This window comes from Flavobacterium chungbukense, assembly GCF_020805785.1.
Taxonomy (GTDB): domain Bacteria; phylum Bacteroidota; class Bacteroidia; order Flavobacteriales; family Flavobacteriaceae; genus Flavobacterium; species Flavobacterium chungbukense.
Map to the genome: position 1 here is coordinate 89,126 of NZ_JAJGZV010000012.1, position 15,277 is coordinate 104,402.

A 15,277-nucleotide genomic window follows, 5' to 3' on the forward strand; every position below is an offset into this window, starting at 1 on the left:
CAGCCATAACGGACGTAAATTTGTAAAAGAAAAATCAAATAACAATTTAATATAACAAATACCATGGAAAATAAAATTTTAGGCTTACACCATATTACTGCAATCGCAGGTGACGCTAAACGTAATTTTAACTTTTACTCTAACATATTAGGATTACGATTCATCAAAAAAACAGTGAATTTTGACGATCCTGGAACATACCACTTTTACTTTGGTGATGAAGTTGGAAGCGCAGGAACAATTTTGACATTTTTTCCTTGGGGAGAAGGAATTCAGCAAGGAAGAAAAGGTTCTGGAATGGCAACTGAAATTGGATATTCTGTTCCTAAAGGAAGCTTAGATTTTTGGCAGAAACGTTTTGACAAATACAATGTAATCTACAACAAACCTGCTGAAAAATTCGGAGAGAAATATTTAACTTTCTTAGATCCAGACGGATTAAAACTAGAGTTAATCGAATCTAAAACAGACGACAACAGAAAAGCTTGGGAAACTGAAGAAGTAAAAGCAGATGTTGCTACAAAAGGTTTTCATAACATTACTTTGACTCTAAACGATATTAAACCAACGGCTGCTATCTTAACTGAAATATTTGGCTACAAATTAATCGATCAAGACGTAAACCGTTACCGTTATGCAACAGATGCAGTAGAAAATGCCGCAATTGTTGACTTAGTTGAATTAACAGATGAGAAACGTGGTTTAAATGCCAATGGAACAGTTCACCACGTAGCTTTCCGAGTAAAAAATGATGAAATTTTAATGCACTTCCGTGAAAAAATCGAAGATTACGGATTGTCCATTACGCCACAAATCGATAGACAATATTTCCATTCTCTTTATTTCAGAGAACCAGGCGGAGTTTTATTTGAAATTGCAACCGATAATCCTGGATTTACAGTTGATGAAAGCTTAGAAGAATTAGGTAAAAACTTAAAACTTCCAGCAGAATACGAATCACAAAGAAAAGCTATCGAGGATCATTTGGTTAAAATAAACTAATTCATAAAATATTGGAGCAGGTAGAAACATTTAAAAATTATTTAAAGTTAAAAAATTGACAATCAACATTTTAATATTAAATTTATAAAATATGTTTTTACGTGCTCCAATTTCATTCTGCAAATAAATAATCATTTAAATTAATATATCATGGCAAAAATAGCATTATACGGATTTGGCCGAATTGGGAGACAATTTCTTCGCGTGGCTTTAAAAAACAATCTTTTTGTTCCTGAAGTCATTGCTGACATTCAAGATATAGATTTGCTTGGAGCGCTTTTTAGTGTAGACACCAATTATGGAAGATGGCACGAAGAAGTAAAAACAGCAGATGAAAATTTTAGTATTGGAGACAGAAAAATTCCGTACAAAAATTCAAAACTAGACATTCCAGATTGGAAAGCATTGGGAATTGATTTGGTTGTAGATTGTACAGGACGTGCTACTACAAGAGATTTTGCACAAAAACACATTGATAAAGGTGCAAAATATGTTTTAGTAAGCGCACCAAGTAAATCTCTAGCCGATTGCGATGCTGTTCTTTTGAAAGGAATTAATTTAGATGAATTTGATGCTTCAAACCATAAAATCATCAGTATGGGAAGCTGTACTACAAATGCATTAGCTTCTGTGGTAAAAGTGATTAAAGAAAATTTCGGAATCGAATATGGTCTTTTTTCTACTGTGCATTCTTATACCAATACACAATCATTGACTGATCAGCCTATGAAAGACAGACGTGATTCTTGGGCGGCGGCAGAAAATATTATTCCGTCTTCATCTGGAGCGGCAAAAGCATTGCAGTTCATTTGGAATGATTTAAAAATTACAGGAAAAGCATACAGAGTTCCGACCAAAACGGGAAGTATTGCCGAATTAAATTTGGTTACCACCAAAGATTGTTCTGTGCAAGAAGTGAATGATGCTTTTAGAAAAGCAGCTAAAGAAGGCGAATTAAAAGGAGTTTTAGACGTTCTAGAAGAGCAATGGACATCGGCAAGAATTGTAGCCGACCCGCATTCTTCCATTATCGATTTGCCACTTACTGCAAAAGAAGGAAATTTACTTTCTGTTGCAACTTGGTACGATAACGAATGGGGATTCTCAAACCGACTTGCTGAAGTGGCGAAATATATTGGTGACAAAATCTAATCACACTATTTTTTTAGAAATTGAAATAAAAAAAGCTGTCCTTATTCGGATGGCTTTTTTGTTTAGTGAATTAAAATTGTAAGAAAAAATAAATATATTTGAGAAAACAAAAGAAAAACAACCTTCGCTTATTTCCTCAATTTTGAATAAGAAAAACAACCATAGTCGTAAAAACAAAGAGGCTTCTTTTATAAGGAAAGAATTTTACAAAAAACTTATAATCATAGGATTATGCATAATTCCGATTGTTTTATTTGCTGACAATAAAGGAACATTTAGACTTGTTCCTTTACCATTCTTTCTATATGGAATGTATCAATTAATACAAATTGTTGCAATTTCACAGTTTATTGTAGACGACTTTTTTCCTCCAAAGATATCCTACGAAAAAAAAACTAAACCAATTGACAAATTAGTTTACTATTTCTCCAATACACTCTTTTTTATTAGCTTGATCGCTCTCTTGTTTGAAATCAGGAATTTTGGTAACACAATACATGGAACAAAACTCTTTTGGACAGCTGGTGTTTTCGGAATTCTGGTAGCAATTATTACAACAACAATCTTAAAATTAACAAATCCAAGCGTGTATTATGAAAGTAAAAGAAGATATACTGTTCATCTTGGACTTTTTATAGGATTCTTTTTAATAGCTACAGCTTTAGCAAGTTTTGTAAACCATTATTTTGCTAACCCAACAACTTTTTGTAAAAATTTTAAAATAGAAAGCAAAAGTATTAGCGGTGGTAGATCTACTGAATACTTTTTCTATTTGAAAATGGAAAATGGTCATAAAGAAAGGTTTTCTGTAGGGAAAACAAAATATAATAATTTCAAAGAGGGAGAAGAAATAAAACTATGTCTGTTGAAAGGAAAACTTGGCTTTGATTATGTGACAGAATTAAAAAAATAAAGCAATAAAAACGGAAAAAACAAAATCATGAGCAATAGATACGAGGTAATAATGCAAACAAATATTGTTTAGATGAAATACATAAAAACATTCCTACTATTTTATTTATTTGTTTTTTCTCAATTTTTTTGGGCAAAAACAAAAATAGATACGATTACAAATTGGCAGATATTCAAAGATTCAAAAGTGTTATTTCGTAGCAATGAGCATGAATGTTACAAACTAACTGGAGTATTAAAAAAGAACGATACTTTTAAATCATTAAAAATTGTTTTTTTCCGTGATACAAAATCATATGGAAAACAAAAAATTACATTATTGAAAGGAGAAAAAGTTTTAATACAATTTGATTATGAAAATAGTAACGAATTAGAAATAAGTAAAAGTAAAATTCAAAGCCTATTTGAAAAAACGAAAGTAGATTTAACTATAATGTACTATGACAAAGGAGAACCGAAAGGAATATTATTGGGTTATTTAAGATTAGAAAACTAAACCTTAATAATCTATCACTTAACATAAGAAAAAGCAGATATCATTAATACCCAAAAGAACAAAAAATGGAAAAACTCAATACCATAATTCTTATGATATGCTTTACAACATTATCATTTGGACAAAGCGCAACCAAGACTGATAAATTGCAACTAAAACAATTAATTACTGAATCTTTTGATGAAATTTGGTCTAAATTAGATTCTAAAAATATTGATAAATACTACACAAAAGATTTTCTTCTTTTAGAAAATGGAGAAATATGGAACAATGACTCTATAGCAAATTATTTAGACAAGGCTTTACTAGAAAAACCGATTCCAAATCGAGTGAACTCCATTGAAGTTATTGAAATTAAGATCTTAAACAAAATGGCTTGGATTGCATACAAAAACCAAGCTGTATTTTCATTTGACGATAAAAGAACTAAAAAAGTGTATTGGCTAGAAAGTGCAACCGCAATTTTAACAAAAAACGGATGGAAATTAGAAATGTTACATTCTACCAGAATCAAAGATGAATAAAAACAACTGCCGATAGCGAAAGAATTCGGACAACCTTAAACAATTTCAAATGAAAAAAATTGTACTCCTATTTCTTATCGTTTTTTCAATAAGCTGCAGAAAAGAAAATGTTGTAGAAAAACCAAAACCTAAAGAAAGTTCTCCAGAACAAACTCCTAAAAAAATTGGCAATTATGTATCTGATGAGCAAGATTTTATTTGGTCATCCAAACAAAGTGACACCGCTAAATATTGGATAAGAATAGTTTTTCAGAAAGAATTTGCAGTTTATCAATTTCATGGCCAATGCATATATTATTTTTTCACCAATCATTATCATACTAAAACTGACAAAATAGAACTTCTTTGGACTTATAAAAGTGATTGTTTACTAGACATGAAATTTTTAAAACAATCAAACGGTATTAAACAGTATCCCAAAAACGGAGACAGTTTTTGCGAGTATACTTTAGTGAATGATTCTGTTATAAAAGTGAATTATAAATTTCCACAGTGGGTAAAAAAAATAAACGAAACTGAAAAAGATTCAATTTTTCCACATTTTTTATATCTTCAACCAAAAGATAATTCATATAAATAGGTATCCTAAATAAAAATGAATTTTAAAAACAATTTAATAGATCAGCTCAAAAGTATATGAAACGATGCTAATCTTAAAGACAAAATATAAAAAAAGCTGTCTATTATTTTAGACAGCTTTTTTTCTGATTCATAATTAACGTATTAATCAAAATCAATTAGAAATGACAAATACGGCTCCTTGCTCAGAATACCGTATTTATCAAACTAATTCAAATTCTAACTTTTATAAACTTGCTTTTACTTCACCGCAAGTCAGCATATTTTTTGGGTAATATGGGTTTTTAATTTCTTTGCTGTCACTTGTCCAAACGGCACCTGTCATTGGGCAAATCTGTAAATACAATGTTGCATCGGCCGCTTTAAATTTTGATGCCTGCTCCCAATATTTCACAGAAAGCGTTTCAAAAACTTTGCGCTGTTTATTGATATTTTTATTTGATATAAGCTGATCGGCTAATTCTATAATTTGTTTTCTAGATGTTGTTGCCTCGTTCATTTTTTCAAGGCTCAATTTTTTAAATCTAAAATTCTTTAAGGAATTTTTCAATGCTTCTGCGTTTTTAGCAACAGCAAGACTGTCTGAAAGTAAAAAACTATTTTTTAAAGCCAGATAATTTTGAGTTATCTCTTTTTTCTGCGCTTCTCTTTTTTCTACCAATTCAGGAGTTACTTCCTCTTTTGATGTTAGTTGCGCTTGTGCAAAACTGCTTAAGAAAAGGAATGCTAGAACTACTAATTTTTTCATATTGTTGCTTTATCTAATTTTGTAATAATCTTATCTATTTCTATCAAAATGCTTTCGAAATGATCTTTGCTTAAGCCTGTAGTTCCATTCATAAGCTTTGCAACATCAGTTTTTAATTTTAAAAGATGTTGTTTGCCGTACAATCTCACATCGCTTCGTTGCGCCGCATTTGCTGCTTTTCCAGGCTCTAATTCTTTTGGTAATAAAAGCATTCCTAATTTTTCAACATAACCGCGCTGCAAACTTCTTCTGTAAAAATCTTGTTTTTCGTCACCGCTGAATTTTACCCAAACCGTCTGCTGTAAATCATCTAAAAACTCAGGAACGGTATACGATCCTTCAAATTGTATTGATTTAAGGTTTATGTTATAAAGCATTCCAGAACTCAAAAGCATATTTAAAACCTGATTCTGCTGATCTGCTATTTGGTCGGCAGTTTTTAATGGAATAAGCTGCTCAATTTCTTTAGGATACATCCATAAAGGCGCTACAAACAACTGTCTTCCAACATAATCTACCGCAGCTTTTACTTTTGCTTTCGGAATTGGCTGATACACTATACCTTTTTCGTCAACAGTTCTTTTGGTAACATAGTTATTACCAATATTTTTCAATACATGATACAAATAGCGGCTATATTGCGATACAACTGCTTTATGCATATCCGATAGATTGTCATAAGCATCATTCGGCTGATAAGTCCATTGAATAAGATTTGGAACTACTCTTTTTAGATTTTTAATTCCGTAATCACTTGCCTTTACTGAATCGTCTCCCAAATCTTCAGATTGACTGCGTGGATCTTCATCTTTTCCTTCTCCACCAAACCACAATTTAGGATTAGCTGTTAAGCTATCTGTTGTTAATTTGGCAAGAGTCTTTTCTTCTTCAAACTCATCTTTAGCATTTGGATAATAGGTATAACCCCATTTTACAGCCCATTTGTCGTATGCTCCAATTCTTGGGTAAATTCCTTTTGGGCTAATATTATCTTCCGGTTGTGCTACATAATTAAAACGTGCATAATCCATAATAGAAACAGTATGTCCGTTTTCTTCCACCCATTTTTTATCGCGAAGTTTTTCTACAGGTGTTGCGCTGCTTGCTCCCATATTATGGCGCAAACCGATTGTGTGCCCTATTTCATGCGAAGAAACAAAACGAATTAATTGTCCCATTAATTCATCATCTAAATGCATTTTTCTGGCTCTTACATCTAAAGGTCCAGCCTGAATCATGTACCATCTTTGTACTAATTTCATCACATTATGATACCAGCCAACATGGCTTTCCATAATCTCTCCGCTTCTTGGATCACTAATTCTCGGACCATAAGCATTTGGCGTTTCAGAAGCGAGATATCGTACAACAGAATATCTTGCATCTTCCAAACTCATTGTTTTATCGTCTTCTGGCCATTCTTTACCAACAATAGCGTTTTTAAAACCAGCTGCTTCAAAAGCTTTCTGCCAATCGTTGATTCCTGCAATTAAGTACGGTCTCCATTTTTTTGGCGTTGCAGGATCGATGTAATAAACGATTTGTTGTTTTGGTTCAACCAATTCTCCTCTTAGATATTTTTTGATGTCTTTACCTTTAGGCTCTAAACGGTAACGCTGTACAATAAATTTTTTCTGCACGCTTTGTTCATCATCATCAAACAAAACATATTTATTGGCAAAATAACCGACTCTTTCATCAAAGAAACGTTTACGCATTGGCGTTTTTGGAAGCAATACAATTGAAGTATTTAATCGCAGTGTTATAGTTCCGCTGCTTGCAGTAGAACTTGTGTATGTTTTTGTTGTTTTGACTTCTATATTAATCGGATAGGTATCTATAGCTTCAATAAAAGACTTATCGTCGGCAAGAGAAGTCAGTTTTTTCTCAGTTTTCTCTTTGCTTTCTATGGCAAACATTGCATTATCCTTCTTAAAAACATCAGTTACATCAATAACAACATTTCCATTATCTGGATTGGTTGTTTTGATTGGAAAAGCGGCCACAATCGGATTTTCATTGCTTCCTGCCAATGCTTTTGCTAGCATAGAATCAGCAGAACGAACATCTTGTCTGTATTGTAACGATCTTAAAAAAACGATATTATTTGCCCCTTTTTCAAAATAAATAGTTTGCTCGTTGGCCTTTTCACCGCCAAATGTTCCCATTCCTTCCGGAGTTGAAAGATATCGGGTTACTACCAGCATATATCTATTAAATAAACTGTCCGGAATCTGAAAATAGTATTTTGTATCGACTTGACTTACCATAAAAAGACCCGACTTGTTTTTGGCCTTGTCTGAAATCACTTTATTGTAAGCCTGCATTCCTTTTGGCTGTGTGCTGGTACTATCGGCTTTTTTTTCTGGAGTTTGAGCAAAACCATGCTGTCCGAAAGACAGCATGATTAGTAAAATAAATAATTTCTTCATCTAATTAAAATGGAAGTTTTTCGTCGGTATTTAATGTCAATTTCGGATTTTTCTGCAAAGCCGATAATGGAAACGGTATTATATATAATCTAGAGTTTGGCTGTAAAGTATACGTTTTTTGAGGAACGGTTTTGTTAACCAATGGAAATACTCTTGTAACCGTTTTTGCGTAGTCGGTTTCCGTATTTAATCTCTTCAAATCAAAGAAACGATTAAAGCCTAAAAGCAATTCTTTTCTTCTTTCATTAATAACCAATGCCATTGTTTCTTTTCTAGTAGCTGGAACGGTTAAATTTACAGTACCAGAAAGAATACGTTTTGCCCTTAAAGTATTTAAAATAGCAACTGCTTCATTCAATTTCTCCTGTCTAGCCAAGCATTCTGCTTGCATTAAATACACTTCTGTTGTTTTCATACCAACAGTTGGATAGAAAAATCTTGTGTATTGCGTTCCCCAATAAGCAGTATTGGAACCTTGATCTAAATTGGTTGTGCTTGTTGAATTGAAGAATAAATTAAAACGTGCATCATTAGTACCAAATAAAGTTCTCAGTTCTGGACTTATGATATAAAGCTGCCCGAAGTTCATTTCATTATATCCTGTCATGTACATGTAACTTAATACTTCTACATTGTTGGCTGCAGGAACGGCAACAGCTGTTGGTCCGCCTTGAGCGTTATAAGCTACCATATCAAATATTTGATTGTTATAGCTTAATGACTTTTCTGCTGCTTCTTGTGCTTTAGCAATTTCACGTTTAAACAAATGCACTTTTGCTTTGAATGCGTAAGCAAATGCTAATGATGGATGGTAAACATCAACAGGTTTTTCTTGAATATACGGTAAAGCTTCTTCTATATCTTTCTGAATAAAATCATAAACCTGAGCAACTGTCGATTTCGAAGGTTGTGCTTCTAAATCAAACTTATCCATAATACAAATTCCTCCATCTGTAGCCGCAGTGTTCGGATCATATCCTTTTGCATAAGTATTTATTAATAAAAAGTGATCGTAAGCTCTGTAAATTTTAGCTTCTGCTTTTGCTATTCGTTTTGTATTTTCATCTCCTTTACTATTATCAACTAATGAAATAATCGTGTTCCATCTATTAATATAAGTATAAGCTTGATTATAAAAACTTGACCCTGTCATCAACGCAACTCGATCAACAGTTTCGTCAAAAGTAAAATTAAGAATATCGATGTTCGGAGTTCTTCCAATTACATTTGCCTCTCTCATCCATTGATCGTCTGATAAGTATTGAAAGTTATTAATTGGGTAACCACGTCCAGGAAGCGATACCAATTCTAAAAACTGGTCTGCAGTTTCAATTACTAAAGATCCTTTTGGTGTTACGTCTGTATAATCTTCACAAGATGTTACCGAAAACATCACTAGTGAAAGTATTGTTATATATAACTTTTTCATAGTTTAAAGGGTAAGATTAAAGCCAAATAAATACGTTTTTGGCAATGGTAAATTACGTGTACCTGAATTAACAGAATAAACCTCTGGATCAATTCTGTTTCCTGCAGCACTCCAGTACCAGATATTATTCATCTGGAAAGTAAATTTAGCCGATGATATATTCATTCTATTTGCGAAAGCTTTTGGTAAATTATATCCTAATGAAATGTTTCTTAGTTTAATATAATCTCCATCTACAACATTGGCGCTTGAGTTTCTCCATTGACTGCTTATTGTTGCTGCATAATTTCTAACACTTTCGTCTAAATCTACATATAAACGTGTATTTCCGTTTGGATTTGCATCTGTATAACGATCTGTAATACCTGAAAGATTTACTGCATCTGAGCTCATGTCAATAGTTTCTTTACGCATCACATTTCCACCTGAGAAAACAAATAACAGATTCAGATCGAATTGTTTGTATGAAAATCTCTGTGATAACGAACCCGTGTAAGTTGGAGTTAAACTTCCCATATTTACTAAAGCATCAGGATTTGTAACGGTTTTTATTGTAGTCGCTACTGGATTTCCATTGGCATCAAAAGTGATTGAAGGATTTCCATTTTCATCTAAAACATAAGGATATCCGTTTGTTGTTCCTCCATATTGATAAGCATACAAACTGTTGTAAGTTTCATTTTCTAAGAAATAATCAATTGGCGAACTAACATATACTGAAGCTGAAGATTGTGCTCTAGTAACTTTTTTCACAGTTGTTTTGTTAAATCCTAAAATTACATTTGAACCAATACGGAAACTGCCGTTGTTGTACCAGTCAGAGCCAATACTAAACTCAACTCCTTTATTCAATAATGCTCCTGCATTAATTCTTCTAGATAAAGCTCCAACAGTCGGATCTAAGTCGGTTGTCGCCAATAAATCGCTGCTGTATTTACGATAGATATCGATACTACCGTTCAATTTAGCTCTAAACAAGCTATAATCAACTCCCAAGTTGGTACTTTGTGTTTTTTCCCATCTTAACATTGGATTTGGTTGTGCTGTGATATTGGTATATTGTAAAGATTGATATAAGTTATCGTTTCTTCTTGTAGCGGTAATGTATGGAGTTGTAGATTGATCGATATTTCCGTTAACACCATAAGTAGCTCTTAGTTTTAATGCCGTAATCCATTTAAATTCTTTCATGAATTCTTCGTTACTTGCATTCCATCCTAAACCTGCAGACCATAAAGGACGATTTTTATATTTAGGATCTACTCCAAATAAATCTGCTCGGTCAACTCTATAACTTCCTGTTACGTTATATTTAGATAAAAAAGTATAACCGACTGTACTGAATACAGAGAAATAACGGTGTAGAATTTCTGTCTGTGTTCTAGATAAAGCCCCTAAAGTTCTGTTATTTCCAAACATATAACTTGCTGTCCCTGTCTGGCTTAATGCCAAACTGTTTATTACTGCAGAAGTAAGTGTAAGAGGATCATAACCATATCTTAATTGTTCGATTGTTCTTGGAACAAAAGTTTCGCGCATTTCAAAACCTGCTAAAGCATTAATAGCGTGTTTTCCGCCGCCAAATTCTTCGTTATAATCTAATTGATTTCTAAAAGAATAATTACTTGTCTGACTGCTTAATTGTTTGTAACGTCCTCCTGTAGAAAAACCATCTACATAAGTATAAGCGTTTGTAGTCGGGTTGTAAGCTGTTAAAGCATTTATAGCATAACGCATTTTGTATGAGTTAATATCGTAATACTGCTCATTATCATTTTTTCTAACTTCGTATTGAAATTGTGAACTTACACTTAATCCTCTCCAAATTTTAGCGCGAAGATTTGCAAACGCTCTTAAACTTAATGACTCTTCTTTAGTTATACCTTCCTGAAGTGCATTCAACACATTAAAAGTCATTGGTTTAAAACCACTTAAACCAGCTAATTTCTGAGCTACTGCAGGATTAATAACACCGCTTGAAGTAAATCCGTCTTTGATTCCAACAAATGGAGAAATTACTAAATTACCGTTGTCATCTGTGATACGTTCGTATCTTTTTTGAATATCGTAGTTGCCAAAATCTCCATCTGTAACATCATCCTGATCGTAAGTTCCGTTTACTCCAAATGTTGCATTTAACCAGTTATTAATTTGAAAACTGCTTTTTGCATACAAATTAAAGGATCTGCTTTGATTGAATTTAATTCGGTTTTTAGACTCGTCATAATTAAGCGACACATACGTATTTTGTTTACTAGTACTTCCTGAAAAAGCAACATTATAACGCTGTCTGAACTCATTCTGCCATACATTATCACGATAATCTTTATAATAATCGTTCTTTCTCCACTGCGCTATTGTACTATCGTAGTCTGTACTGGTGATTTTTCCTTCTTCTAAGTTTCTGTTTAATTGGTAAAGCGGACTGTAGTATTTCATACTGCTGTTTCCAATATCTCCATAACTGCTGAACATTGTTGCTGTATTAGCAAATCTAGCTCTTTCTCTATCATAAACATCCTGCTCAAAATCAATCAAATCACTTGTTGAAGCATAGTTCATGTCTCTTAAATTAGGTTTTGTCGAAACAAAAAAATCAGAGTTGATACTCACTTTTAATTTACCGTTTCCTTTTTTAGTAACAATGACAATGATTCCGTTTGCCGCTCTTGAACCATAAATAGAAGCTGCAGCGGCATCTTTAAGAACGTTAATGCTTTCCACATCATAAGGATTGATATCTTCTAAAGCCAATTCTGTTGGCAGACCATCAATTACAATAAGCGGGCTATATCCTATATTGTTAGAAAAAGTTCCCATACCACGTAAAATCGGTTTATCAGCCGATGATCCGTTTGGATTTTTCTGAAACATTAAACCTGCCACACGACCTTCTAATGCACTGGATAAATCACTATTGATGTTTTCGTTTAAAGTTTTTTCGTTGATAGTAGCGATGGCTCCGGTAGAATGACTCCTTTCCAAAGTTTGATACCCAGTAATTACCACTTCTTTCATAGCCGCAACTTTGTCTTCAACTATAATGGTTAATGTATTTCGGCCGCTAATACCAATAGATTTTGTTTCGATTGTTAAGCCAGAACATTCTAAAATTCCATTAGAAGGTACGCTTTCAAAAACAAAACTTCCATCAAAATCAGTAATACTCGTTTTATTAGTACCCGATAAAGTTACAGTCACACCCGGGAAAGGTTCATTTTTATTGTTTGTAACTTTTCCGCTTACGCGGATTAGCTCGTTTCCCAAGTTTTCTGCTTTTTCTTTAGATGACGTTACAACAATAGTTTGGTTAGCAAGATTGTACTTTAAATTTTGACCGTTAAAAATTTTATTTAAAGTTTCTTTTAAAGAAGAATTTTTTACGCTAATTGTGACTGGTTTAGCATCTTTAAGCATTTTTTGAGTGTACAAAACTTCGTAATTAGCCTGCTTCGCCACTTCTTTCAGAACCGTTTCAAGTGGTGCCTCTTTAAAATTAATAGTAACATTTTGTGCTTGTGCCGAATAACTGAAAAACAGCATAAACAATACACTAAACACACTTAAATAAGTAGAAAAATTAAATCTCGGAATCTTTTTCCCAAGATTTTTGTAAGGTTTTTTTGGTTGTAAATTTAATTTCATACATTTACATTGGTTATAGTTAAACAATAGGTGGACAACTTATACTGGCTATAAACTTTTATAACAACCAGAAGCATCGCAACTGCTTCTGGTTTTTTAGTTTATAGATCAGTATATTTAGGTAAATTTAAAATCACGGATAAACAATAACTGTTTTTCCTTCGACCTTAAATTTTATATTACTAAGCTCAAGTACTTTTAATACTTCAGATAAATTTTTATTTCTAAACGTACCTCCATTAAAGCGAACGTCAGAGACATCACCTCGGTACTCAACTTTTATTCCGTACCAGCGTTCCAATTGTCGCATTACATTTTTTAAATCAGCGTTATCAAACTTAAAACGACCGTTTTTCCACGCAACTGCTTCTTCAGTATCTACTTCTCTTACTTTTATTTTAGAAAAATTATCAGAAACATCAGACTGCTGTCCTGGTTTCAAAATTGATTTTTGATTTTTGTAAGTAACAGCTACGCTTCCTTCTAACAAAGTAGTTTTAATAACCGATTCATTGTTATACGAATGAACATTAAAATGTGTCCCCAATACTTCAATAGACTGCTTATCTGATTTTACGACGAAAGGTTTGCTCTTATTTTTGGCTACTTCAAAATAAGCTTCCCCATCCAATTCAACAATTCTCTTATCTCCGTTAAACTGAGTTGGGTATTTAATAGATGAAACAGCATTTAAATAGACTTTGGTTCCGTCTGCCAAAATAATATTGTATTGTCCGCCTGTTGGTGTCGAAAGTGTATTGAAAGAATTATCATCTTTAGAGCCTTCTGCATTTGGATTGATTACATAGGTAATTTCTCCATTGGCATTCATTTTAATCGTAACCTCGTCTTCTTCACCCTCCTTCGCAATAGTATCTTTTGCTGAAATATCCGAAAGAACAATTTGTTTTCCATTTGAAAGTGTCAATACACCTCTAGTTCCTCCAGGGGCAATTTCCTGTGGTTTTACAGTGACCTGAACGTTTTGCTCTTTGGGTTGGATAAAATAAAATATTCCTGAACCTAATAATAAAGCAATAGATGCTGCCACAGCTATACGCGGCCAAAGACTAAGGACCTTTCTTTCGTGCTGAACTGGTAATGTAGATTTCAGATATTGGTAACTATCTTCCAGCTCATATTCGTTAAGTTGTAACTTGCTGTCCAAAGCTTTTTGCAGATACCAGGCATCAACTTTATCTTTATCTTCATCAGATAAAGTTCCTTCTTGATATTGTTTAAGTAATTCTGAGATTTGGGTTTTATTCATAATAACAATAACGCAATTTTGTCTTGTATATAAGTAAGACAGTTAAAAGGGACTTTTGTCATAGGCAGTGACAAAAAAAAATTAAAAAATCATTATTATATCTTTAAGAAATATGACAAGATTTTAGCTTTCCATTTGCTAATGAATAAGTTATAAAACAAAAATATTTTTAAATAAATTAACAAAAAGCATAAAAATAATTCAATAGACGAAAAGATTCACCATAGATTTAAGCTTTTCCCGAAGAATTTTAAGTGAATTATACACTTGTTGTTTAGCTGTTTTATCGGTGATATTTAATTGAAGTGCAATTTCATCATAAGAAAGCTCTTCAACTTTTCTTAATAGAAAAACTTCTCGCATTTTTTCTGGAAGTAAAGCAATCTCTTTCGCAATAATGGCTTCTAATTCTTTTTCTCTCAAATTAGAATCGGCAAAAACATAATCATTTTCGATAAAACTTGAGATAGATTCAGCATATCGTGAAACCACTTTTTCGTGAGCGATATGATTAAGTATTTTATTCTTTGTTGCTTTATACAAGTAAGAAGAAAGAGAGCCCGTAATAATTAATTCATGGCGTTTATTCCAAATTGATAAAAAAACTTCCTGAACCGCATCATTTGCTTCATCACTACTGCCTAAAATTTTATAAGCATGATTCACAAGAATTCTAGAATATCTTTCAAAAATTTCTGTATAAGCCAACTGATCATCTTCCTTAAGAAGATTTAGTAAAACATTATCAGCATAGTTGCTATAAACAGACATTAATTAAACGGATGAGTATGAAAAACGCAATATTAAACATTTTTTATGTTAAATGCTAAAAGATTATTACGTAAAAAAAGCTATTTGAGTAAAATAGATTAATTCTTAAAAAATGCCACACTAAAGATTTTTATTCTTATTTTTTTTATTAAGATTATACACTCTAAAACTGACAAGTCAGTCAGCTAAATCTTCAAAATCACTATAAAACAAAAAATCCCTCCCGACAAATCGGGAAGGATTCTAAAAAGAAAGGCGACGACATACTCTCCCACATAACTGCAGTACCATCTGCGCAGGCGGGCTTAACTTCTCTG

Annotated in this window: 12 protein-coding genes; 6 read left to right on the forward strand and 6 right to left on the reverse strand. The window is 32.6% G+C overall.

Annotated elements, in window-relative coordinates:
* Positions 1 to 63: 63 nt before the first annotated feature.
* From LL966_RS22185 to LL966_RS22210, 6 genes are all read left to right on the forward strand, one after another.
* Entirely contained in the window at positions 64 to 1,002 is a 939-nt protein-coding gene (locus LL966_RS22185) for a ring-cleaving dioxygenase (protein ID WP_229356344.1), read from the forward strand.
* 150 nt (positions 1,003 to 1,152) lie between these two features.
* Entirely contained in the window at positions 1,153 to 2,154 is a 1,002-nt protein-coding gene (locus LL966_RS22190) for a type I glyceraldehyde-3-phosphate dehydrogenase (protein ID WP_229356345.1), read from the forward strand.
* A 142-nt stretch (positions 2,155 to 2,296) separates the two neighbouring features.
* On the forward strand, positions 2,297 to 3,067 hold the full coding sequence (locus LL966_RS22195) for a hypothetical protein (RefSeq protein ID WP_229356346.1): 771 nt from the start codon (positions 2,297 to 2,299) through the stop codon (positions 3,065 to 3,067).
* 72 nt (positions 3,068 to 3,139) lie between these two features.
* Positions 3,140 to 3,562: a hypothetical protein gene (locus LL966_RS22200; RefSeq protein WP_229356347.1), complete on the forward strand. Its 423-nt coding sequence runs from the start codon at positions 3,140 to 3,142 to the stop codon at positions 3,560 to 3,562.
* Between the two features lie 65 nt (positions 3,563 to 3,627).
* Positions 3,628 to 4,086: a DUF4440 domain-containing protein gene (locus LL966_RS22205; RefSeq protein WP_229356348.1), complete on the forward strand. Its 459-nt coding sequence runs from the start codon at positions 3,628 to 3,630 to the stop codon at positions 4,084 to 4,086.
* A 49-nt stretch (positions 4,087 to 4,135) separates the two neighbouring features.
* On the forward strand, positions 4,136 to 4,666 hold the full coding sequence (locus tag LL966_RS22210) for a hypothetical protein (protein ID WP_229356349.1): 531 nt from the start codon (positions 4,136 to 4,138) through the stop codon (positions 4,664 to 4,666).
* A gap of 225 nt (positions 4,667 to 4,891) precedes the next feature.
* On the opposite strand, the gene LL966_RS22215 is transcribed toward LL966_RS22210, so the two are convergent.
* From LL966_RS22215 to LL966_RS22240, 6 genes are all read right to left on the reverse strand, one after another.
* Positions 4,892 to 5,413, reverse strand: a complete 522-nt coding sequence (locus LL966_RS22215; protein WP_229356350.1) for a DUF3347 domain-containing protein — start codon at positions 5,411 to 5,413, stop codon at positions 4,892 to 4,894.
* Complete coding sequence (locus LL966_RS22220) at positions 5,410 to 7,845, reverse strand: zinc-dependent metalloprotease (RefSeq protein ID WP_229356352.1); 2,436 nt, start codon at positions 7,843 to 7,845, stop codon at positions 5,410 to 5,412. The genes LL966_RS22215 and LL966_RS22220 overlap by 4 nt, the downstream gene beginning before the upstream one ends.
* A gap of 4 nt (positions 7,846 to 7,849) precedes the next feature.
* The gene (locus LL966_RS22225) at positions 7,850 to 9,274 is read right to left on the reverse strand and encodes a RagB/SusD family nutrient uptake outer membrane protein (RefSeq protein ID WP_229356353.1); all 1,425 of its coding nucleotides are present in this window, start codon (positions 9,272 to 9,274) and stop codon (positions 7,850 to 7,852) included.
* 3 nt (positions 9,275 to 9,277) lie between these two features.
* Complete coding sequence (locus LL966_RS22230; protein WP_229356356.1) at positions 9,278 to 12,919, reverse strand: SusC/RagA family TonB-linked outer membrane protein; 3,642 nt, start codon at positions 12,917 to 12,919, stop codon at positions 9,278 to 9,280.
* 133 nt (positions 12,920 to 13,052) lie between these two features.
* Complete coding sequence (locus LL966_RS22235; protein ID WP_229356358.1) at positions 13,053 to 14,189, reverse strand: FecR family protein; 1,137 nt, start codon at positions 14,187 to 14,189, stop codon at positions 13,053 to 13,055.
* Between the two features lie 201 nt (positions 14,190 to 14,390).
* Positions 14,391 to 14,960: an RNA polymerase sigma factor gene (locus LL966_RS22240; RefSeq protein ID WP_229356360.1), complete on the reverse strand. Its 570-nt coding sequence runs from the start codon at positions 14,958 to 14,960 to the stop codon at positions 14,391 to 14,393.
* Between the last annotated feature and the right edge of the window lie 317 nt (positions 14,961 to 15,277).

Coding starts and splice junctions, on each gene's coding strand:
- LL966_RS22185 (WP_229356344.1), top strand. CDS start 64: ATGGAAAATAAAATTTTAGGCTTACACCATATTACTGCAATCGCAGGT.
- LL966_RS22190 (WP_229356345.1), top strand. CDS start 1,153: ATGGCAAAAATAGCATTATACGGATTTGGCCGAATTGGGAGACAATTT.
- LL966_RS22200 (WP_229356347.1), top strand. CDS start 3,140: ATGAAATACATAAAAACATTCCTACTATTTTATTTATTTGTTTTTTCT.
- LL966_RS22205 (WP_229356348.1), top strand. CDS start 3,628: ATGGAAAAACTCAATACCATAATTCTTATGATATGCTTTACAACATTA.
- LL966_RS22210 (WP_229356349.1), top strand. CDS start 4,136: ATGAAAAAAATTGTACTCCTATTTCTTATCGTTTTTTCAATAAGCTGC.
- LL966_RS22215 (WP_229356350.1), bottom strand. CDS start 5,413: ATGAAAAAATTAGTAGTTCTAGCATTCCTTTTCTTAAGCAGTTTTGCA.
- LL966_RS22220 (WP_229356352.1), bottom strand. CDS start 7,845: ATGAAGAAATTATTTATTTTACTAATCATGCTGTCTTTCGGACAGCAT.
- LL966_RS22225 (WP_229356353.1), bottom strand. CDS start 9,274: ATGAAAAAGTTATATATAACAATACTTTCACTAGTGATGTTTTCGGTA.
- LL966_RS22230 (WP_229356356.1), bottom strand. CDS start 12,919: ATGAAATTAAATTTACAACCAAAAAAACCTTACAAAAATCTTGGGAAA.
- LL966_RS22235 (WP_229356358.1), bottom strand. CDS start 14,189: ATGAATAAAACCCAAATCTCAGAATTACTTAAACAATATCAAGAAGGA.
- LL966_RS22240 (WP_229356360.1), bottom strand. CDS start 14,960: ATGTCTGTTTATAGCAACTATGCTGATAATGTTTTACTAAATCTTCTT.